A 21,768-nucleotide genomic window follows, 5' to 3' on the forward strand; every position below is an offset into this window, starting at 1 on the left:
TGCGGCTCTGACGACGAATACACGGGGGATGCAGTGACAACACAAGGGTGGGAAAAGAAATGACTGTATTAACAGGAGCGGATGTCCTGGTGACCGGTGGCGCAGGCACGATCGGCTCTGAGATCGTCGACCAGCTGCTGGCCGCGGGCGTCAGGCACATCGACGTACTCGACAACCTCGTGCGCGGACGTACCCAGAACCTTGAAGGCGCGCTGGCCTCAGGGCGAGTGACCCTCGTCGAGGGTGACATCAGGGACCGTGATCTCGTGCACGACGTGACGCGGGGCAAAGACCTGGTGTTCCACCAGGCCGCCATCCGGATCACGCAGTGCGCAGAGGAGCCGCGCCTGGCGCTCGAGGTGTTGGTTGACGGGTCATACAACGTGCTCGAGGCCGCGGTCGAAAATTCTGTCGACAAGGTGATCTCGGCATCCAGCGCGTCCGTGTACGGCCTCGCAGAGCAGTTCCCCACCACTGAGCGCCATCACCACCACAACAACGACACCTTCTACGGCGCCGCGAAGTCGTTCGGCGAGGGGATGCTGCGCAGTTTCAGGGCCATGAACGGGCTGGACTACGTGGCCTTGCGCTACTTCAATGTGTACGGGCCACGCATGGACGTGCACGGTGTCTACACCGAAGTGTTCGTGCGCTGGATGGAACGGATCGCCGACGGGCTGCCGCCCCTCATCTTCGGCGACGGGCAACAGACTATGGATTTCGTCTTCACCCGCGACATCGCCAGGGCCAATCTGCTGGCCGCCACCAGCAACATCCGCGAGGGTGTCTACAACGTCGCAAGTGGCAGGGAGACCAGTCTGCTCGGGCTGGCACAGGCGCTCCTTCGCGCCATGGACTCCGACCTCGCGGTGGAGCATGGTCCAGACCGCGCTGTCAACGGCGTCACACGTCGACTGGCCGACACCTCGTCGGCTCAGAGCGACCTTGGTTTCACAGCCGAGGTGTCCCTGGAAGACGGGCTGCGCGAGTTGGTGGCCTGGTGGGAACCGCTGCGTGGCGAGATCGCAGCCGGACGATCGCTGGTGACCTCATGAGCCGGATCAACGTCATGAAGCCCTGGATGGGCGCCGACGAGGTGCTGGCGGTGACGGAGGTCATCGAATCAGGCTGGGTCGCCCAGGGGCCACGCGTTGCCCAGTTCGAGGAAGAATTCGCCGCCGCGATGGGCGCGGACTTTGCCGTCGCCACATCCAACTGCACGACAGCCCTGCACCTCGCCCTGATCGTGGCCGGTGTCGGGCCGGGGGACGACGTCATCGTGCCGTCGTTCTCCTTCATAGCGACAACCAATGCACCGACCTACGTTGGGGCACGACCCATCTTCGCCGACGTGGATTCGGTGACCGGAAATGTGACGGCTGAGTCGATAGCGGATGTCGTCACAGAGATGACCAAAGCGGTGATCGTCGTCGACCAGGGCGGGGTACCCGTTGACCTGAACCCGATTCGTGAGTTCTGCGACTCGCTCGGCATCGTCGTGATCGAGGACGCAGCGTGCGCGGCAGGGTCTACTTACCAGGGCCGCCCGGTCGGCGCCGGCGCGCAACTGGCGGCCTGGTCGTTCCACCCGCGCAAACTGCTGACGACGGGCGAGGGCGGCATGCTCACCACCTCGAATGAGGAGTGGGCAGCCAGAGCCAGACAGCTGCGTGAGCACGCCATGAGCGTGTCGGCCAGTGACAGGGCAGCCAGCGTCCTCGCCCCGCCTGAGGAGTATCTCGAGATCGGTTTCAACTTTCGGATGACCGATCTGCAAGCCGCCGTCGGCATCGTGCAGCTCGGTCGCCTGCCGGAGATTGTGCGTCGTCGGCGCGAGCTCGCACAGCGCTACACCGAATTGCTGGGCGACCTCCCCGGTGTCCGGCCGGTTACTGACCCTGACTGGGGCACCTCCAATTTCCAGTCGTACTGGATTGAAGTCGACCCGCTTGAGAATCTCGACCGGGAAACCGTGATGGAAGCGCTGGCGCACGCGGACATCTCCGCGCGCCGCGGGATCATGGCTGCGCACCGACAGCCCGCCTACTGGGGAGCAGACACGGGCACCGTCTCCCTCACGGTGACGGAGCGGTTGACAGACAACACCCTGATCCTGCCGCTGTATCACCAGCTGACCTATGACGAACAAGATCGCGTCGTGGCCGTGCTCCGCGAGGTGGCATTGGTCGGAAGGGAGGTGTCATGAGCGAGTTGTTGCTCCTCGGAGCCAGTGGCCTCGCCAGAGAGGTCATCGCCGCAGACCACTCATATTCCGTGATCGGAATACTCGACGACAACCCCGCCAATACCGGGACAGAAGTCGGTGGGGTCCCAGTGCTCGGCGGCGTGGAATTGGCCGCGGATCACACCGCGCAGCTCCTCGTCTGTGTGGGAAACGGCGTAGCGCGTGCTGCGATCGTCGGCCACCTGCGGGCGCTCGGCGTGCACGACGACCGGTATGCCACCGTCGTCGACGCCAGCGTCAGGGTGCCTCCAGGCTGCACGATCGGCGCGGGGAGCATCCTCATGGCGAATGTCGTGTTGACGGCAAACGTCACCGTCGGTCGCCACGTTGTGGTGATGCCGAACGTTACCCTCACCCACGACAACGTGTTGGAGGACTACGTGACCACCGCGGCCGGTGTCGCGCTCGGCGGTGACGTGCTGCTGCAGACCGGCGCCTACCTCGGCATGAACTCGTCGGTGCGCCAGGGCCTGCGCGTTGGCGTTGGAGCTCGAATCGGAATGGGAGCCGTCGTGCTGAGCGACGTTCCCGCAGGAGAGACCTGGCTCGGAGTTCCCGCGCACAGGCAGACGGAAAAGGTGGCGTTGTGACCGTTGTAGACAACCTCGTACAGGCGGCGGACACGGTCCCCATGCTTGATCTCGCCTTTCAGCACCGTGAGGTCGCGGCCGCCGTACAGGCCGGATTCGACCGGGTGATGGCTGGTACCTCATTCATTCAAGGCGCCGACGTCACGCGGTTCGAGTCCGAGTACGCCCGCTACTGCGACGTCGACCATGTCATTGGGGTCGGCAACGGCACCGATGCCCTTGAGCTGGCACTGCGCGCGGCAGGGATCGTGGCCGGCGACGAGGTAATCGTTCCGGCCAACACCTTCATCGCGACGGCAGAAGCCGTCGTTCGCGCGGGCGGCACTGTCGTCTTCGCCGATTGTGACGAGAACTTCCTGATTGATGTGCAGAGCGTGCGCAACATGCTGTCGCCCCGAACCAAGGCTGTCGCCGCGGTGCACCTCTACGGACAGACGGCGCCCGTTGACGAGCTGCGGGAGATCGTCGGCGATGACGTGGTCATCCTGGAGGATGCCGCCCAGGCCCAGGGGGCCCGCTACCGGGGCCGCCGTGCCGGTTCCCTCGGCGATGTGGCAGGCACGAGCTTCTATCCAGGCAAGAACCTCGGGGCGTATGGCGACGCCGGCGCGGTGCTGACGACGAACCCGATGATCGCCGACGCGGTTCGGATGCTCGGCAACCACGGAGGCACACGCCGGTATGAGCACCTTGTCGTCGGCACGAATTCGCGGCTCGACTCGCTGCAGGCGGTTGTCCTGTCGGCCAAGCTGGCATTCCTGGACGACTGGAACTCGGAGCGCCGCGCTGTGGCGGCTCGCTACTCGGCGATCCTGGCGGCAGAGGCCAGGGTCGTGCTGCCGCGCACCGTCGACGGCAACGAGCATGTCTTTCACCAGTATGTGATTCGTGTTGCAGATCGGGACCGGGTGTGTGCCCAGATGAATGCAGCCGGCATCGGTGTTGGCATCCACTACCCGCGGCCGGTCCATCTGACTCCCGCATTTGCCGGCATGAATGTGCCCGTCGGCGCGTTTCCGATGGCCGAGCTGATCGCAGGCGAAATATTGTCCCTTCCCGTCTATCCCGGGCTCACCGATGCGAGGCAAGACCGCGTGATCGAGGTACTCCTGTCGTGTCTGTAGGACCGGACGCTGTGCTGCCCCCTTCACTGCAGGACCGGGTGAGGGGAGGGGCGTTGTGGTCTGCGGGAAGCACGCTCTTCCTGCGGTTCGCGAACATCGCGATCATGGCGATCGTCGCTCGAATCGTCGCGCCTGAGGCCTTTGGTGTGTTCGCGCTCGTCATGGTCGTGCAGGGCGTGATGGTCAGTCTGGCCGAGCTCGGCATCTCGTCGGCGCTCCTCCGCGCCGATCTCGATCCGGATCGCATCGCGCCAACGATCGCAACGGTGTCCATTGTCACGAGCGTTCTGCTGTCGGCGGGGATGGTGATCTTCGCCGACCCCATCGCCGTTGCACTCGGTTCAGCGGATGCCGCTGAACCCCTGCGCGTGATGGCCGTCTCTGTGGCGTTGATCGGTCCGTTCGCGGTTCCGTCTGCGCTGATACAACGCGAGTTCAGGCAGGATGTGCTCTTCAAGGCCACAGCCATCGGGTTCATCCCCAGCAGTGCAATCCTCATCGGAGTGTCGTTGATCGGCGACGGGGCGCTTGCGTTCGCCTGGTCGCGGGTCGCGGCGCAATTGATCTCGGGGATCATCGTCACCATGAAGGTGAGCACCCGGTATCGCCCTGGGTTCCGCCGTGACCAGTTCGGGATGCTCATCAAGTTCGGGTTGCCGCTTGCCCTCGCCAACCTCCTCAGCCAGGTGCTGCTGAATGTCGACTACGTCTTCGTCGGCAGGCAGCTGGGCATCGAGGCCACGGGCCTCTACTCGCTGGCTTTCACCGTGGCCGGCTGGTCGACCGCGGTGATCGGATCGGTACTGAACGGCATCGTCCAGCCAGCGTTCTCGCGGGTGCGGCGTGACGCCGGCGACCTGGTCGACGCGCTGTTCCGGTCGACGAGGACGGTTGCGCTGGTTGCCTTCGCGATCTGCTCCCTGACCTGTGCCCTCGCCAGGCCGCTGATCACCACCATCTATGGTCAGCAGTGGACGGGGGCGGTGCCGGCGCTCATGGTGCTGTCGGTGTACGGGGTGGCATTCGTGGTCTGCCTGCTTGCCGCGAACATCATCATCTCGCTCGGCAGTACAGGGCGGCTCTTCTTGGTCCAGGTCGTCGCGCTGGCTGGTCTCCTTCCGGCGATGATGATCGGCATCCAGGTCGCGGGTCTGGTCGGCGTTGGTGTTGCCCACATCGTGGTGACCTGTGGGATCACGTTCCCGCTGTACGCCCTCATCATCAGGAAGGCCGTTCCGCATGCGCCGACAGTCATGTTGCGGGCGCTCGTCTGGCCGGCGTCTGCCGCGGTTGTCGCCGGCGGCAGCGCCTGGTCCGTCGCGCTGCTCCTGCCAACACCCCTCACCCAGTTCGTGGGCGGCGGGTTCGTGGGCGGCGTCGTCTACTTCCTCGTCGCCGCTCCGCTCTTCACTCCGCTCCTGCCCCCCGCTCTGGCCAGGGTGCGCGTCGTCAACGCGGTGCTCTCGCTGCTCGGCCGGCCGGCATCGTGGGTCATCAACCGAACGGCGAAAGCATGAATCACAACACTCACGCACAACGGACATGGCAGGTGAAGCGATGAAGAAAGTGCTGGTGCAGACCGTCGCATTCACGTTGGGGGGTCTCCAGACGAACTCGGTCGATCTCGCGGCCGCCGTGCGCGAGTTCGGCTACGAGTCGGTGCTTGTCGCCCCAAGGGACACGGTGGTGGCCGGGCCGTCGTTGCTCGACCTCGCCGAGGAACGAGGCGTGCGGCTGGAGCCGTACGACAGGCCGAGGTCGATCCTGCACGGAGCGAGGGACCTCGCGCGGCTCGCTGCCGTGCACCAGGCCGACATCGTGCACGCATACAGCGGATGGTCGTGGCGGCCTGCCTTCTGGGGGCCGTGCTTGCTCGGCCGGCGCCCGCTGGTGATGACAAACTACGAGATGTACGTCATGGAGGGCTACCGAGCCGCGAACCTGATTGTCGGCACTGGCTATCTGCGAGACGAGATGCTCCGGCGCCACCACCGCGTCGACCTGATCAGCCCGCCCGTCGACGTGGACAGGGACGATGCGCGGGTGGTCAGCGGCACCGCGTTCGCCCGGTCGCTGGGTCTTGACGACTCCGCTGTGCGCCTCGTCATCGTCAGCCGCCTCGACGAAGACATGAAGGCCACGAGCATCGAAACGTCGATGCGTGCCGTCGAACGGCTAGCGGATGCCGCGGTTGACCTCGTGGTTGTCGGTACCGGGAACGCCGAGGAGAGACTTCGAGGGATCGGGAATGCGATCAATGCCAGCCTGGGCAGGACCGCCATCATCTTCGCCGGGCCGCTGTCCGATCCGCGAGAGGCGTACGCAGCGGCAGATGTTGTGCTCGGCATGGGCAGCTCAGCCGCCAGGGGACTGGCGTTCGCCAAGCCCCTGATCGTCATCGGCGAGCACGGTCGCAGCCAGCGTTTCACGCCGGCCTCTGCACATGAGCTGTTCCGAATGAGTTTCTGGAGCCCCGAGAGTCCGGAGGATCCGGCGGGCGACCTCGCCGCCGAAATTCGCACACTGCTCGCGCATCGGACGGAGTGGGGCGAGCTCGGCGATTTCGGCAGGGCATTCGCAGAGGAGAACTTCGGCCTCCGCGCAATGGCCCGGAAATTGGCGGCGGTGTACGACGATGCCGCGGCCAACTACGGGTTTCGACAGTGGTGGTCTGAGCGTGATCTGGAACTTGCCGCGGCGGCCAGGCATCTCCCTGGCCGCCGTCACCGCCAGGCCGCGCCGCGCGGGAACTGGGAGAGGCCGGGCGCCGAGCTGGCAACTCCGGCCGCCAAGCTGCCGGACGAGCGCGCCCACATGCATCCGCTAGCCGTTGGAGAGGGACAGAAATGAGATCGAAGCCAAGCGTGAGCGAGATGGTTCGTCGCGTGCAACGCGAAGGTATCGACGACGTGATGAAACGGATCGTGCGTCGACTGTGGGTCAAATACGACGCGGGAACGCTCGATTTCCCGCTCCGACAGGAGGACGTTGCCGATTCCACCCGACTGCGCCCTGCGCCGGTCCAGTCGGCAGCGCGCAATCCTGACTCCCCGGTGATCGGCATCGTGTGTACCCCGCCAAGCGCAGGCTCCGGCGGTCATACGACGTTGTTCCGGATGGTCGAGGGGCTGGAGTCCAGCGGTTATCGATGCGTGTTGTTCCTGTACGACAGGCACGGCGGTGACCTTGACCGCCACACGGCGGTGCTCAGGGAGCAGTGGCCACAGGTCGCTGCGGAGATCAGGAGCGCCGGAGACGGCATCAACGGCATCGACGCGTGTATTGCGAGTTCGTGGGAGACCGCCCACGTCATCGTGTCCCGGCTGGACGCCATGGTGCCTCGGCTGTATTTCGTGCAGGATTTCGAACCGTATTTCTACCCGAGGGGGTCGCTCTTCGCGCTGGCAGAGGATTCATATCGATTCGGGTTCACAACGATCGCGCTGGGGGAAATGGTCGCCGGCGAGCTCGAACATATGGGGGTGGCCTGCACTGTTGCGCCGTTCGGGTGCGACACCGACACCTATTCGCTGACGAACACGGGCACGCGCTCTGGAGTGGTGTTCTATGCCAAACCAGGGGCGGATCGGCGGGGGTTCCAGTTGGCGAAGCTGGGGCTCGAGGAGTTCCATCAGCGGCATCCAGAGCAACCCATTCACGTGTACGGGGGTGTCGTTGATGACTGGACAGTGCCGACAATTGACCACGGCCGTCTCTCCCCGGCACAACTCAACGAGCTCTACAACCAGTCGATCGCCGGGATTGCGATGTCATTCACGAATATTTCCCTGGTTGCCGAAGAGCTGCTCGCTGCGGGAGCGATTCCCGTCGTCAACGATTCACCCATGGCAAGGGCCGACCTCGACAGTGCAGGCGTCGAATGGGCGGCGCCGACACCCGGTGGTATTGCGGATGCCCTCAGCCGGATCGTCGAGGCGAGAGACCAGCCAGGGCGCTCGCAGCAGGCAGCGCTCTCAGTGCGGAGAGGATGGGGACCGGCGCAGGCAATTGTCATCGATGCTGTCGCCGCAACGGTGGCCAGTGAGTCAGACCCGGTGGGTGCCGCGATCTGACGCCTGCTCAACTCGCGCGCAAACCGTGCTTGACGGTGCGACCAACCCATCTGCTAACGTGAGCAATTGTCATGTCAATCACTGATGAGGAGACAATTATGGTCGTAGGGCGAACGACGCAGGCTGATCCAACTACCGGATCGCGGCGATCCCTCACCGTACGACTCATTGCACTCGCCGGGTTGGTCGCCGGCCTGGTGCTGGTGCCATCGTTCTCCGGGCAGGCAGCTACTGTCACGAGTATCCTCGGGTCCGCGACGCCGGGCACCATCACCGACCCAGACCGGCAATCGGTTGAACTCGGTGTTCAATTCAGCAGCAGCACCGATGGCACCGTCACCGGCATCCGCTTCTACAAGGGGGCCAAGAACACGGGCACACACACCGGGTCGTTGTGGAGCAGCACTGGCAAGCGGCTTTCGAAGGTGTCCTTCACCCGCGAGTCGGCATCAGGCTGGCAGACCGCGACGTTTGCGCGGCCGGTGACGATTGAGAAGGGGAAGACGTATGTGGCGTCGTACCTGGCGCCAAAAGGCCGGTACTCGGCCGACGTCGGCTATTTCTCCGCACCCGTCACGCGCGGGTCGCTGACCGTTCCGAAGGGCGGCGGCGTCTATCGATACGGCAATGGCGATTTCCCGAACCAGACCTATCGCAATAGCAACTACTACGTCGATGTGATCTTCCAGTCGATGGCCCCGATCACACCGTTGCCGTCGACAGCACCGAAGCCGACAACGACGCCCGTTCCATCGGCGACGCCGACGCCGCCAGCGGTACCCACCTCGAGCCCCTCGCCGACAGCGACGCCCGCCCCCTCTGCAACTCCGAAGCCGACTCCGTCGCCGACACCGGCCCCCGATTCGTCGACGAGCGTGCTGAACCTCCCCAGGGTTCCGTGGGAGGGCGGCCCGGCCTATTGGAAGAAGTTCGCCAAGACCGACGCTGCCGGGTGGGACGACCCCAGCTTCTTCCCGATCGTGTCCTGGTACGGAAACTTCAGCAGCGATGAAGAAGTGGCGTACGACAAGTCACTCGGAATCAACACATACAGCGGCATGTGGGAGGGCACCCCTTACCGCCTGTTCGCAGACAACGGAGTCTTCTGGGTTGGCGAGGGACTGAACAGTTCATTCACCGACAGCAGCGCGAACTGGGTGGGGAACTTCCTGGACGATGAGGTTGACGGCCGATACTCCGTCGCGGAAGGGCATGCCTACCTCCAGGGAATTGTCGACAAGCTCGGCGACGACGGGCGGTTCAAGTACGCGAACTACACACAGATGGTCGTCAGTGACGACATGAACCAGGCCGCAGCGCAGAAGTACGTCAACGCATTCACCGACGTCGTGTCGCTCGATATGTATTGGTACACGGTTCCATACTGCGACTGGACGCCGTACCGCGACACCTACCTGACGTCGGTCTCCCAGTCCAACTGCCGTACGGCATCCAGCTACGGGAAGATGATGAACTCTCTTCGCCAGCAGGATGCCGCGGACGGCTCGCTGCAGCCGCTCTGGCAATGGGTGGAGAACTTCAGCGGCAGTCCGGGAAGTGACGCCCCCGCCGTCTCGATCACGCCTGGCCAGCTGAAGGGCGCCGTAATGAGTTCGATCATCAACGAGGCGCGCGGCATCGCCTACTTCAATCAGAGCCTGACCGGCTCCTGCCAGAGCGGAAACGTTTTCCGGCAGAGCCAGGTCACCGCGAACTTCTGTGGCGGCAAGCAAGTCGCCGCCGTGAAAGAGGTGAACGCCGTGATCCACAACCTCGCCAGCGTCATTAACACCCAGTCGTACGAGTACTCATTCGGCGCAGGTCTCGACACGATGCTCAAGGCCAAGGATGGATCGGCGTACATCTTCGCCATGGTTGACGGCTCAACGAAGCCCGGCAGCCGCACTCTCCAGCTGCCAGCCGGAGTCTCCGGCAGGTCCGTTGAGGTTGTGGGCGAGAACAGGACACTCGCAGTCGACGGGTCTGGACGCTTCACCGACTCATTTGGCGAGGAGTACAGCTACCACATCTATCGGGTGGCGCTCGGCTGACGCAGCACGGTCTCTCGGGGCTGCCGCACGGTAAACAGCCGCCGGGCAGCCCCGCACAGGCCGAGCGTCAGGAAGACCATGCCTGCCGCCATCGGAAACGCGAAGCCGTCAAAGAACGCCAGGAGCACGCCTCCAGCGACAGTGGATGCGATGAGCGCCTGGCACAACTGGCGGTCAAGGGTGTCGATCGCAGCGGTGCGGGCACGACCTGCGCTGAAAAGCGCGGCAGCCAGCAGCACCAGAAATGCGAGTAACCCCAGCACGCCAAGCTCAATCGCGAGCAGCAGGTACTGATTGTCGAAGATGTGATACCGGGGCAACAGGGTACCGAACCCCTTGCCGATAAGGGGAAAACGACTGAGCAGTTCGGCCGCCGAGTCGTAACTGCTTGTGCGCGAGAGGGCGCTCGGATCTCCGGAGATTCCCGTGAACAAGCCTTTGAGCGTTCCGAGCAGCCCGGGCACAAGCGCCCCGACCATCACGATGATCGCCGTGCCAATGCCTCCGACGAGCAAGCGGATTCTGGGGGACCAGGACGGAACAAGGACGATTGCCCCTGCGACGAGCCCGATCATGGCAGAGCGGGACACAGACAGGATCGAGGCAACGGCAATCGCCCCGACGGGAAACCATCGCACAATTCGCGACCGGGTAACGTCTTCCATCGCCAGGGTGAGCGCGATGGGGAATGCGATGCACAGCACCATCCCGTACTCAAGCGGATGGGTTGCGGTCGCCGACGCCCTGGGGAAGCCGCCCCGCGTGTCGAGGCCGGCTAATCCGGAGAAATCAGAACCCATGCCAGGGATCGAGATCCAGTTGATCAATGATTCGCCCGTCGCGAACTGCAGCACTCCGAGGGTGCCAAGCAGTCCGCCGGCGAGTGCGATCCGGCGCAGCAGCTTTCGAAAGCCGGTGACATCCTCAATGCCGTCGTTGGCGACGAGCAGAATCCCTGCCCAGGCCACCAACCGCAGCAATCCGTTGTCTGCCGGACTGAGCTCATCGGAGGGGAGCCCGCGCAGCATCGCCCACGCATAGCTGATCGCCGCAAGGCCGAGGAAGCAGAACAGCGCCGTGCGCACGATCTGCGGGGCGCCACTCGACGGGGCATGGCGTTGGATCTGGTGCCAGCACCACCAGAGGGTGGCGGCGAGTGCCCACAGCCCTGCTGGTCGGCCCGCCGAGCCGAGAGCGGTGATCGTGAGACTCGATGGCACTGCGCATAACAGCACCAGGTAGACGCTGAGCACGGTGACGCCGTCGATCCCCGTGCTGCCCGTCGGCGCGGACGAGCGACCGAATCGGAGGTCTATCGGGGAGATCGTCATTGTCATGAGCGGTCAGCGTCAGCCGCGCGTGGGTGTCGGCGTGTGTGATTCGGTGGCGTTCCGGCGCGCGATGTTGGCGAGGGCGAGTTCTTCGTCGTCGTAGCTCGGGAAGGGAGCGGATGTCGCACGAGCGGCACTCGCGTCGACGGGTACTGCAGTCGATGCCGGCTTGCTGCGGCGACGTCGACGGGCGAGGATCATGCCGTCGATGAACCCGGTGAGCAACAGGGTCATGGCGAAACCACCGATTCCGATGAGGCCGATGGCCTGGATGCGGTCTTTCTGGCTCACGGTGCTCTCGGTGTCGGCGGTGAGCGGGAGTGACGTGACCTTGGCTTCTGACGCGACGCCGGTGCTTGTTTGGAGCGTGTCGAGGGTCGTCGGGAGCACATCCAGCACCTCGGTGAACACCTCAGCGACCTGGGCTTCGTCTGGGCCGCTGGCGAATACGACGATGATCGGGCCGCTGGTCGATGTGTCGCGATTGATGGCAACGCGCACTGTCGGGTCATCGCCAACGATGGGCGTGAGTACCTCGCTGGCGGTCATCGCGCGCACGAGCACGTCGCTCGCCGGCCCGAGACCGCCGAGATAGAGGTACGGGTTACCACCCTCTGGGATGCTCGTCGCCCCGGGGATGAGGAGAATGCTGCCTGTGCGTTGGTACGTCGGTGACGTGTGCGAATAGGCGTATCCGCTGAGTGCCGCCGTGGCGAGCAGGCCGACGATGACGATGTACCAGCGGCGTCGCAGGCTGTGCAGGAGCGTCTTCAGGTTCATGGCGCACGAACTTTCTCTGGAAGGGGCTGAGCGGACGTGAAAGCGGGTGCGGATGCGGCTGAGGAGGAGGCCGATGCCGTGTGGCCGGCGGATTCCCGTCGGCGGGCGCGGCCCTCGAGCGCAACGGAGGCAGCGGCTGCTGCGCCGACCGCGACTGCGAACAGCGCAAGCAGCGCCCGCGCCTGGGTACTTCTCGAATTGCCGACGTAGCTGACGACGGTGACGACAGGGACCCGGTCTGTGACGATCATCTGCTCGGCGCTGACACCGGAGTCGACCTGCCTGCTGCGGGTGAGCGCGTCAACGCGGTCCTGTAACGACGTCATGGTTGCACTCACCCATTCGGCGCTCGGCCCGGCGACTTTGACGGAGAGGGCAGGCGTCGCGAAGCTGTCAGCCCACTGCCCACCGCTGTTCGGCAGCACGACCTGGTACCCCTGTGCGATACCGGCGCCGAACAACGACGCATGTTCAGCCAGTCGGTCCGATTGCTCGCCATCGTGGAACTCGCGCTCGATGGCCGCAGCGAAGTTCACCAGAGTGTCGCGATAGCCTTCGTTGAATTTACCCACGGCATCCGTCCCCGGAGCGATGAACACCACCTGTGCCTCCGCGACGTAGGCGCCGCCCGACTTGGCCATGAACACGAACGCGAATCCGGCGATGAGCAGCGCGCCCGCGAGCACGTACCAGCGCCTGGCAAGAATTCGTAGCAGTGCGCCCGTTGTCATTTCGGCGCTCCGACGAGCCTGAGCTTGATGCGATCGAGCCCCTGTTTGCCGACGACGGTGAGGGCGAGCCATTTGGCGGCTGCCCGCACCGTTTCTTTGGTGGTCCTGGCCGGCCCAGACACCACCCGATCACGCAGGAGATCGCGGGTACGCGGCTCCGGCAGGTCGGTCGGCAGGGTGGGGAAGCGGCCGGTGTATGCGGCGGGGGCGACCAGCTTGCCGCGGGTGCGGTTGCTCACGTTGCTGCCGTGGACCACCTGGAGCCAGCCGGGTTCCCCGGCAACCTCGATGACGGGCATCGACTTCCCAAGCAGGTTGTGCCAGTCAGACCAGCAGGTCTTGGGCTCGGTCCACGGCTCACGTACAGAGCAGAACGCATTGTGCGGGTCGCGATGCAGATACAGCCCTGATGGACTGGCGATCACGCCGTTCTCCAGGTAGACGGCCGCGCGCTCGTGCACGGTGCTGACAGCCTGGACGCGTTCGACGAAGTCCCTGGCCAGCCCGTCGTCGTTGTCGAGATTGGTCGTGATGAGGGTGGTGCGGCGCACGCCGATGGTGGCCTCGATGTCGACGAGGAGTTCGTCGTGGCTGACGCTGCTCCTATATACCGGGGTGAAGACGCCCTGGGAGGCGTAGCGTTCCATCCGGTCAACCAGCCAGCGGGGGCTTGCCGGATCAAAATAGATGATCCAGGAGAAATTGTGCTCCGTCTGGGCGAGAACCGACGGCACACAGTAGCGATCGAAGAGTTCAACCCGCGCGGTCAGCCAGCCATCCTTGGCCCTGATGACGCTCTCAGCTCCGGGCGACGGCAGATTGAACCGGGTGAGCAGCACGTGGTCGATGTCGGTGGAATTCATTCGTGCCGACCTCCGACTGTGTGCTCAAGGCGTCGCAGTTGCGGGGCTCCCCAACGTCTCGTTGCTTCCATGCCGGCGCTCACCGTACCGAGCGCACCTGAGTTGAACCTGTCGGGGTGCATGCCGAAGGCACTCGGTCGCACCGATCCGGTGCGGAGGGCCCTGAGTACGTCTTCCGGCTCGGCCTGCTGCGACACCCGCACCTTCATGGCGAGCGGAAAGAGCTGGCGCGGTCCGTGATAGTCCAGCGAGACATAGGGAGTCATTCCGAGGAGCGCCGACGTCTCCAGCGCCCACTCGTTGGGCCTGATCCCGTCATATTTGCGGCTCCAGACCTCGATCCCGCCGAGGAACGGGATCCAGGCCTTGTCGAAGCGTCGCCAGGCATCGCGTCTGGCCGGGTGGGCGAAGACGGCGACGCCGCCGGCTGCGTGGGCGGCGGGCAGCAGTTCGTCGAGCTTCGGGCTGCGGCCGAAGAACGGGACGCCGCCGTACACCGGCATGTGCACAACGTGATCCGGATCCTGATACTCGATTCCAGGCACCAGGAGGAAGTTCGTCGCCTGTGTGACCCTGGCGCACTCGGCTTGCAGCAGGTACCAGCTCTGCTCTGTCATGGTGCGGTCGTGGTCGGAGATCAGCGCTCCGTGGTAGCCAACGCGGCGCAGGGTCTTCACGAGGGCGGGGAGTGCCGCCGACGAGTCGTCTGACCAGGCAGAGTGGATGTGCGAGGCGATCCGTATCGTCTTCATGCCGCACCTCGCCTGCTGCGCGCGGCGGCCAGGTCTGCCAGCGTCCGCCACGTATCGGCGGCGAGCACGCGCGGCTGCCGGGGATCCCAGTTGTAGAGCCGGTCGCCGCGCCGAATTGTCAGCAGGCTGCGCACGGTCGTGCCAGTCCGTGGCCAGGACGAGGGCGCCGTCGTCTGCGGCCCGCGGAGGACGAAGCCCAGATGGCCGATCTCCCGGCCAAGGTGCCGCGCGACGATGTGCGGCGGCGTGGTCGGGGGCAGCGGATGCTGGGGGAGTCCGAGCGCAGCCTGAACGGCCCATGCCGGGTACTCGAAGCCACGCCGTCGTGCCAGGGCGAGGCTTCCCCACGCCCGACCGTTCAGCTCCATGAACCAGGCGGTGCCGTCCGCATCCCTCAGGAATTCCGCCATGAAGAGTCCCCGCCACGACACAGTGGTGAGGAGCGCGGTAACCCGTTCGCGAAGGTCGTCGTCGACCTCAATGGACTCGCACGCCGATGACGCAGAGCCGTGCGGGTTCAGCATCCGCACTCGCCGGTGGGCGCTCCAGTCCTGGGGCCCGTTCTCTCCGGCGAATCCGAAGATGCCTTCGCCTGCGCCAGACACCAACTGTTGCACCAGCACGGTGCCGCGTCGCATCGCGGCCTGCGCGACGGTGAGTTCGTATGGGGTTGCACAGATTTTGCCCTGGGGCCGAACCAATGCGTTGCCAGCTGGGCGCACGGCATCCGCTGGTTTCACGATGACTGGCCAACGGTCAACGCGCACATCGGCCACGTCGGCGAATATCTCGGTGGCGGGCACGCTGATACCAACGCGAAGCGCCGCTTCGACCTGGGCTGCCTTGTCGAGGGCGAAGGCCGACCCGCTGACATCGGGTCCTGCGAGGGCGACAGCGCCCCGTTCGACCCGGTTGCACAGCCACAAGGACGCGTCATCCAGCGGGAGAAGCGCATCGGGTGCCAGTTTTGTGATGGCCTGCGCGAGGTCGGCGAGTGCGCCCTGCAGGTCATGTTCGGGGGAGCGGATGTCGACGACCGTCGCTCCCCGCACAGCCCGCGCACCCGACTTGGTGCCGGCCCTGCTGAACACCACGACGCGCATTCCGGCGCGCTGCAGCGACCAGATCGCCTCGATCGCCGCGAAGGCCTCCGCGAATCCCACGAGCACCGTCGGCCCTGAAACGGATGTCAGCGCCATCGTTTCACCGCCTGCCTGACGCTGCGCAGTGCGCGGCCCCCGAGGAGTGAGTCCGGGTCGTCGAGCAGCTCCGTGATCGACGCGGCGGTATCGGAGTAGATGGGCGTGTACCGGGTTTGCAGCCAGGCGGATTGCCTCGAGCTGCCCTCGTCCACCGTGTACACCCGCGTGAACGCGCGGGCTTTCAGTTCGGCCAGCACGCGTCGGTCGTAGTGACCACGCGGGCAGGCCGCCAATCGGACCGGCGCCCCCGTGATGGCTTCGAGCAGCCGTGATGACTCGCCGAGTTCATGCTCGAATTCGTGGGCGAGGCTGAGCTCGCGCCAGGAACGATGGGTCATCCCGTGCGTTCCGATGCTCATTCCGCTGGCGTAGAGGTCTGCGATCTGCGCGGTGCTCAGCGAGCCGGCGTCGTCAACCCGGTTGGCGATGACGAAGAACTCTGCCTGCAGGCCTCGCAGGAGAAGGGCAGGGAGGGCAAGGGTGTGGTCTGACTCGTTCGCATCGTCGAACGTCAGGCCGACCTGCCGCGGATGCGCGGCCACGACGTCCAGGATGTCGTCGAATTGTCCGGCAGAGATCCAGAAGCGTTCCTCCCCTGGCTCAAGCCGACGATCGGGGGAGCCGATGCCGTGAAAGCAGAGGGTGAGCGGTCGGTTGGAGCTCGCTGTCGACATGGTGGCGCTCATACAGGCACCTCCGCTGATCCGGTACCGACGTTGGTGGCGGCGGCGGTGGCGACGCTGACGCCAGACCCGGCGGCAGCTGGGGAGGTGGCCGCGGAGGGCAGCTGCGCCCATGACGACCTGGAGCACACAATCCGCGCTGCGAAACGATGGCGGGGGTCTCGTGCCCTGAGCGTGTGGTGCAGGGCGACCACTCCCCTGAACGTCGTGGTGGCGAGTGGTCCGTGGTGTGCGTCGAAATAGCGGACCTTGTTGACGGCCATCAGTGCGAGCAGTTCTTTCGGCTGGCCTGATCCGCCACCGATGTGGGTGGCCGATGCGGTGGGCACGAAGCGCACCAGGTATCCGGCGTCGCGTGCCCGGCGTGCGTAGTCGGTCTCTTCCGAATAGAGGAAGTAGGTCTGCGCGTCCCACTCGCCGATGCGAGCGTTGCACTCAGCCGAGATGAGGAGGGCGGCGCCCCCGGCCCAGGCGATGTCATGCGGAGTGCGGTAATCCTCCTCGCGCCGCAGGGTGTCGCTCAACCAGCGCGGCCTGGTCGGCCACCGGGCGCCGATCAGTGCGTCACCGAGGGAACCGAGGATCGAGGTCTCCCGACGAAGGTGCGGGTACACCGAACCGTCCGGTTCGCGCAGCAGCGGCGCCGCGATACCGACACGGGGATCGTCGAGCGCTCGCAGCAGTTCGGTGAGAGCACCGGGGGCAAGCGAGAGGTCGGGGTTCAGGATGGCCAGGGTGTCTGTGGCGCCGAGGTGCATCCTGGCGATGTTGATCGCGCCTGAGTAGCCCAGGTTGGCACCGGATTCGATGACGGTGACCTTGGTCAGTGCGCGCGCCACCGCAATGGTGTCATCCGTCGACGCGTTGTCGATGACCAGGATGCGGGGATCGATACCGGGGTCGGCGGCTCGGATGGAGTCGACAAGGCGCGAGATGTGCTCGGCGTTGTTGAACGTCACGATCGCGACGACGATGCGACGCACTGGTGGGTGGAGCGGCGAGGCCGTCATCTGAGCGCCTGACGCTCGTCACGGGTCGACGAAAGAAGATACACATATTTGTACACGGAGACATTCCCTGAGGTTTCGGGTTCAACAGGTCATAATTCGTAAGTGGCGCGAAGAGCTGGATCGCTCGGGTAAGTGAACGAATCTCAGCTCTCCGCGTGACCGACCCTATCGCCGCTGGCGGTGATCCGATTCCCCCCAAGCGGGGGTGCCACCATTCCCAGCGGGGGGATCGCTGGTTCTGCCGTCGTGTTCTGGCGGCTCGACAGGTCGCGTTCCCAGGCCGGCTGGCTTCCGCGCTGCACCGCCATTCGCTCGGCCCTCCGCGATCGAAGCCGTCCAAGCAGCGTCAACGATGCGTACGCGGCGGTGTCACACGCGTCGGTGATGCTCCGCGTCGAGGACACCAACCCTTTCAGGCTGGACCCCGTGGTGGATGCCGTGCCCACCGGCACGTTTGAGTGCGCCTGCCTGGTCAGAACGGCGACGAGGCTGCGAGTTCGAAGCGGCGTGCGGACGAGGATCGGAGGGGTGTCAAGAATGCGCTTCTCGCCGGCCGTGAACAGGCTGTCGACGTAGAGATCGTCGGCAAACAGCGCAGGGAAGGACTCGAATCGCTCGTGTCCCTCTGCCGTGATGGCGTAGGCGCCGGCGCCCCACAATGAGCCATGGGTGGTCGGCATGCGCGTTCGCGCGCGGTAGTAGCTGCGGACCAGCCAGGATGCCCCATCGGTGGCGTACCGGAACCTAGGTCGGCCGGCCAATGCGCCGCCATCGCGCAGCGACGTGAAGAGCGAGATGATCGCCTCTGGCGGTGCTTCAATATCGGCATCCAGATAGAGGCGTGGCCAGAAACCTGCCTCCGCATCACCGGCGTTCATTGCAGCGCTCTTCGACGCCGCCGCAATCTCGATCACGCGCACGTGGGGAAACCGTGCGGCGACTGCCGCTGTGCTGTCCGTGCAGCCATTGCAGACCACGAGAATCTCCGCGATCTTCCCCACGGCGAGTGGTGCAATGGATGCGAGGGTGCGCGCGATCACCGCTTCCTCGTTGTGCGCCGGAATGATGATGCTGCCGAGGGCCTCGCCCCGCCGATCAGACTCCACCGGCACAGGGGGCGCCGCTGACTGATCAGGCGGTGCTGGCCGGCCAGACGTCACCGGCACCAGCCGGGAGCGCCGGACGGCGAGATACGCCGGCGGACCGTTGACGAGATACCGGCTCGCCAGCCTCCGGGGTTCAAGACTGAGCCGCCAGGCCCATTCGAGGCCGTGGTCGGCGATCCAGTGCGGGGCGCGGCCCACTCGACCAGCGAGGAAATCGACGACCGCACCGAACGCCAGCAGGACCCTGGCCCCCGTGACCTCGCCGTACTCGGCGATCCACAGTTCCTGGCGGGGCTTGCCGAGCCCGACGATGAGCATGTCTGTGCCGGCAGCCCTGATCTCCTCTGCAATGGTGAGCGATCGCTCTGCGTCGGACAACTCCGCTCGCTCAGGCGCCCAGCAGCCAGAGAGTATGAGCGCAGGGTGCGTAATCGCGAGTTGTTCGCGCAACACGGCGTGCGTGCTGGCCGCACCGCCGAGGAAGCCGATGCGGGTGCCGTCCCGCTCGGCTTGCGCCAGGATCGGGCCGATCAGATCGCTGCCGGCCAGCCGGGGCCAGCTCTTGCCGGTGAGGCGTCCGGCCTGGGACGCCAGCGGTGCGCCGTCGATGAGGTTCAGCCACTCCAGGGCTGGCGGCGATTCGGCGGCGTCGAGGGTGCCGAACAGTCGAGACCCCGTGCCGAAATGGTGCACATGGTCGAGGTTGATCGATGCAACGACGAGGGGGACGCCATCCGTCGAGCGCGCCCGATCAGCCACGGAATCGATTGTCTCGTCGAACTCGCGCAGATCGACAGCCGAGCCGCCGAGCATGAGCCGGGTATCTGTGAACGTCATTGCCTCACCACCGATGGGGACCAGGCGTGCTCGATGAACACGCGGGGAGCGGATGTTCCGTCAGTCGGGATCGACCACACTGTGCTGTCGCCCACCGTGGCCTTGTTCTGCATCCCGTACAGCAGGGTGTCGTTGTCGAGCCATTCCACCTGGTCGTCAACGTTCGACTCCTCTGGCAGGATCGTCGTGGCGCCCGTCACAAAGTCGAGCACGGCGATTCCCCAGTACGGCTGGCTGATCGTGCCGGAGTTCTTCTTGTACGCGATGCGAGTGCCGTCGGGGGAGAGCGAGGGGCATTCGACGTTGTCCCTGATGGCTGTGAGCGTGCGGGCGTCGAGATCGCCGCGCACCAGCCAGGTCTGTCCGGCCGATGCCGCTGTCGCGTAGAACACGGTGTCGTCGGCGAAAGTCACGCCCCAGACGTTCCTATCTATAGCGGTGACCTGTTCGCCGTTCACCATCAGCGCGAAGTCTTCGAGGTTGCCATACTCCGTGCCATCGACGGCGGAGATGACGGTCTGCGTGGAGAAACCGACGGTGGCGTACGACTCACCGGTGACGAACGCGGTCGACGACACCAGGCGCGAGTCGGCCGAGACGCGCGTGCGGCTGGGCATGCCGGGCAGCGGCCATGACCGGATCTCGTTCCAGTTGGCATCCGTCAGGGTTGCCCTGAACGTGGTGACGACACCGCGGTCGATGTGCAGGCACATTCCCACGCTCGTCGTGGCGTAGACCCGGTCACAGGCGGCGGATGTCACCGTTCGCGTTCCAGCTGGGTCGCCCAGTGGGACGCTGGCCACCAGGCCGTACCCCGCCCCCGACGCCGTATTCCGGAAGACGATCCGCGGGCCGGCGGCCGGGGCATCCGTCGCGGTGTCGGCCATCACCGTGTCGACGGCGCTCGGCGCGGCGGCGCGTTGCTGGGCACCCGCAAACGCGACGGCACCGTAGACGGTCGCGCCGCCGAGCAGCAGCGTCGTGCCGAGCGCGAGCAGCCAGACGCGTTGGCGCGGGGTCATCGTGCCTCCGTGATCGGCGGACCACTGCGGCCGGTCAGCACACCGCGCAGCACGATCGCAACGACCGGGATGACGACAACGAGTGCTGCGGCGGCGGCAAGCATGGCGCTCTCGCGTCCGATCGCAAACCAGAGCAGCCCGAATCCGGTTGACGCGACAAGCCGGGCGATGGCGACGACGGTCTGGGCGGCTGCAATGCCGCTTGCCCTGCTGGCCAGGGGCGTGCTCTCTGCGGCGAGGGCGGCCAAGATGCCATCGGTCGCGGCGTAGAAAGCGCCAAGCAACACGAGACAGGCCACGGTGAGCGCGGCACCGGTCGCCGGGATCGCCGCGCACACGTACGCCGCGAGTAGGGCGAGGTGGCCGAGCACGAAGATACGGGCGCGACCGAATCGATCGGCCAACCGGCCGAGTGGAATCGCCAGGGCAAGGAACGCAACGTTCGTGCCGACGTATAGCAGCGGAAACCAGGCCGCAGCGAAGGAGTCGCGGCTCTGCAGCACCAGGTAGATGAAACCGTCGCCGATGGTCAGCACTCCAAGCAGGCCGGCAGCCAGCAGGAGTCTGCGCAGTCGGGGATCGGTGAGGTTCCGCCAGCGGAAGGGCGCAGCGGCAGCAGGAGTGGAATCGGGTTCGCCATCGTCTTCGCCGCCTTCTTCGCCAAGCGTGCTGCCGTTGGCGGCCACGGCCCGCTCGGCGCGCGGTCGCTTGTTCGGCACGACGAGTCCGAGGATGAAGACGCCCAGCAGCGCGAACGCGAGCGACACCACGAAGATCGTGCTGTAGCCATCCGGTATGAAGAAGAGGATGACGAAGGCCAGCAGGGGCCCGACGGCGGCCCCGACGGTGTCGAGCATGCGGTGCACGCCGAAGGAGTGGCCAAGATTGTCCGGCTGCGATGACGCCGTGATGAGTGCGTCGCGCGGGGCGGTGCGAACGCCCTTGCCGAGTCGGTCGATGGCCACAATCGCGACGATCGCGCTGAAGCCGGTGGCGAACAGCAAGCCGATCCTGGCGATGGCTGAGATGCCGTAGCCGAAGAATGCGATCCACTTGGGCTGGTCACCGCGGTCTGCCGCCCAGCCGCCGGCGATCCGCACGATAGCGCTGATGCCCTGGTAGATGCCGTCGATGAAACCGTAGGCGACGGTCGACAGCCCGAGGACGCCGGTGATGTACAGCGGCAGGATGGCTGAGACAGATTCGGATGACACGTCGGTGAGCATGCTGACGATGCCGAGCGCAATCACCACGGAGGACACGCGCGTCGCGGCCCTGTGCGGATGCGGACGACCGCCAGGGTCGATGTCGGCAACGCCGGACGAGGTTGCTTTCGCCTTGCGGTCGGATAACGAGATGTACATGGCT

General features: G+C 65.5%; 19 protein-coding genes. 8 read left to right on the forward strand and 11 right to left on the reverse strand.

What is annotated here, in order from left to right; all coding sequences use genetic code 11:
- The first annotated feature begins 59 nt into the window (after positions 1 to 59).
- The 8 genes from AC25Y4_RS10820 (at position 60) to AC25Y4_RS10855 (ending at position 10,083) form a co-directional block, all read left to right on the forward strand.
- On the forward strand, positions 60 to 1,055 hold the full coding sequence (locus AC25Y4_RS10820; protein WP_488120392.1) for an NAD-dependent epimerase/dehydratase family protein: 996 nt from the start codon (positions 60 to 62) through the stop codon (positions 1,053 to 1,055).
- On the forward strand, positions 1,052 to 2,206 hold the full coding sequence (locus tag AC25Y4_RS10825) for a DegT/DnrJ/EryC1/StrS family aminotransferase (RefSeq protein WP_488120393.1): 1,155 nt from the start codon (positions 1,052 to 1,054) through the stop codon (positions 2,204 to 2,206). The genes AC25Y4_RS10820 and AC25Y4_RS10825 overlap by 4 nt, the downstream gene beginning before the upstream one ends.
- Positions 2,203 to 2,835 (forward strand): NeuD/PglB/VioB family sugar acetyltransferase, encoded by a 633-nt coding sequence (locus tag AC25Y4_RS10830; RefSeq protein ID WP_488120394.1) that lies wholly within the window; start codon positions 2,203 to 2,205, stop codon positions 2,833 to 2,835. Before AC25Y4_RS10825 ends, AC25Y4_RS10830 begins: the two co-directional genes overlap by 4 nt.
- The gene (locus tag AC25Y4_RS10835) at positions 2,832 to 3,959 is read left to right on the forward strand and encodes a DegT/DnrJ/EryC1/StrS family aminotransferase (protein ID WP_488120395.1); all 1,128 of its coding nucleotides are present in this window, start codon (positions 2,832 to 2,834) and stop codon (positions 3,957 to 3,959) included. Before AC25Y4_RS10830 ends, AC25Y4_RS10835 begins: the two co-directional genes overlap by 4 nt.
- Positions 3,950 to 5,476 (forward strand): oligosaccharide flippase family protein, encoded by a 1,527-nt coding sequence (locus AC25Y4_RS10840; protein WP_488120396.1) that lies wholly within the window; start codon positions 3,950 to 3,952, stop codon positions 5,474 to 5,476. The genes AC25Y4_RS10835 and AC25Y4_RS10840 overlap by 10 nt, the downstream gene beginning before the upstream one ends.
- Before the next feature lie 40 nt (positions 5,477 to 5,516).
- A complete protein-coding gene (locus tag AC25Y4_RS10845; protein ID WP_488120397.1) occupies positions 5,517 to 6,809 on the forward strand; it encodes a glycosyltransferase family 4 protein in 1,293 nt (430 codons plus the stop codon).
- Positions 6,806 to 8,032 carry a rhamnosyltransferase WsaF family glycosyltransferase gene (locus tag AC25Y4_RS10850; protein ID WP_488120398.1) on the forward strand — a complete coding sequence of 409 codons (1,227 nt, stop codon included), beginning with the start codon at positions 6,806 to 6,808 and terminating at the stop codon, positions 8,030 to 8,032. Before AC25Y4_RS10845 ends, AC25Y4_RS10850 begins: the two co-directional genes overlap by 4 nt.
- A 98-nt stretch (positions 8,033 to 8,130) precedes the next feature.
- Positions 8,131 to 10,083, forward strand: a complete 1,953-nt coding sequence (locus AC25Y4_RS10855; protein ID WP_488120399.1) for a DUF4082 domain-containing protein — start codon at positions 8,131 to 8,133, stop codon at positions 10,081 to 10,083.
- Here the strand turns inward: AC25Y4_RS10855 and AC25Y4_RS10860 are convergent.
- From AC25Y4_RS10860 to AC25Y4_RS10910, 11 genes are all read right to left on the reverse strand, one after another.
- Complete coding sequence (locus AC25Y4_RS10860; RefSeq protein WP_488120400.1) at positions 10,062 to 11,420, reverse strand: O-antigen ligase family protein; 1,359 nt, start codon at positions 11,418 to 11,420, stop codon at positions 10,062 to 10,064. The genes AC25Y4_RS10855 and AC25Y4_RS10860 overlap by 22 nt on opposite strands.
- Before the next feature lie 12 nt (positions 11,421 to 11,432).
- Positions 11,433 to 12,194 (reverse strand): YveK family protein, encoded by a 762-nt coding sequence (locus AC25Y4_RS10865; RefSeq protein WP_488120401.1) that lies wholly within the window; start codon positions 12,192 to 12,194, stop codon positions 11,433 to 11,435.
- Entirely contained in the window at positions 12,191 to 12,925 is a 735-nt protein-coding gene (locus AC25Y4_RS10870) for a hypothetical protein (RefSeq protein WP_488120402.1), read from the reverse strand. Before AC25Y4_RS10870 ends, AC25Y4_RS10865 begins: the two co-directional genes overlap by 4 nt.
- Positions 12,922 to 13,788, reverse strand: a complete 867-nt coding sequence (locus AC25Y4_RS10875; RefSeq protein ID WP_488120403.1) for a glycosyltransferase — start codon at positions 13,786 to 13,788, stop codon at positions 12,922 to 12,924. The genes AC25Y4_RS10870 and AC25Y4_RS10875 overlap by 4 nt, the downstream gene beginning before the upstream one ends.
- The gene (locus AC25Y4_RS10880) at positions 13,785 to 14,540 is read right to left on the reverse strand and encodes a PHP domain-containing protein (RefSeq protein ID WP_488120404.1); all 756 of its coding nucleotides are present in this window, start codon (positions 14,538 to 14,540) and stop codon (positions 13,785 to 13,787) included. The genes AC25Y4_RS10875 and AC25Y4_RS10880 overlap by 4 nt, the downstream gene beginning before the upstream one ends.
- Positions 14,537 to 15,739 carry a hypothetical protein gene (locus AC25Y4_RS10885; RefSeq protein WP_488120405.1) on the reverse strand — a complete coding sequence of 401 codons (1,203 nt, stop codon included), beginning with the start codon at positions 15,737 to 15,739 and terminating at the stop codon, positions 14,537 to 14,539. Before AC25Y4_RS10885 ends, AC25Y4_RS10880 begins: the two co-directional genes overlap by 4 nt.
- Entirely contained in the window at positions 15,730 to 16,428 is a 699-nt protein-coding gene (locus AC25Y4_RS10890; RefSeq protein ID WP_488120406.1) for a polysaccharide deacetylase family protein, read from the reverse strand. Before AC25Y4_RS10890 ends, AC25Y4_RS10885 begins: the two co-directional genes overlap by 10 nt.
- Positions 16,425 to 17,435, reverse strand: coding sequence for a glycosyltransferase (locus AC25Y4_RS10895; RefSeq protein WP_488120407.1), 1,011 nt, complete (start codon positions 17,433 to 17,435; stop codon positions 16,425 to 16,427). The genes AC25Y4_RS10890 and AC25Y4_RS10895 overlap by 4 nt, the downstream gene beginning before the upstream one ends.
- 143 nt (positions 17,436 to 17,578) lie before the next feature.
- Positions 17,579 to 19,378 (reverse strand): WecB/TagA/CpsF family glycosyltransferase, encoded by a 1,800-nt coding sequence (locus AC25Y4_RS10900; protein ID WP_488120408.1) that lies wholly within the window; start codon positions 19,376 to 19,378, stop codon positions 17,579 to 17,581.
- On the reverse strand, positions 19,375 to 20,400 hold the full coding sequence (locus tag AC25Y4_RS10905) for a TolB-like translocation protein (RefSeq protein WP_488120409.1): 1,026 nt from the start codon (positions 20,398 to 20,400) through the stop codon (positions 19,375 to 19,377). The genes AC25Y4_RS10900 and AC25Y4_RS10905 overlap by 4 nt, the downstream gene beginning before the upstream one ends.
- Positions 20,397 to 21,764 carry an MFS transporter gene (locus tag AC25Y4_RS10910; RefSeq protein ID WP_488120410.1) on the reverse strand — a complete coding sequence of 456 codons (1,368 nt, stop codon included), beginning with the start codon at positions 21,762 to 21,764 and terminating at the stop codon, positions 20,397 to 20,399. Before AC25Y4_RS10910 ends, AC25Y4_RS10905 begins: the two co-directional genes overlap by 4 nt.
- Positions 21,765 to 21,768 lie beyond the last annotated feature (4 nt).

This window comes from Leifsonia sp. Y878 (genome assembly GCF_057669685.1).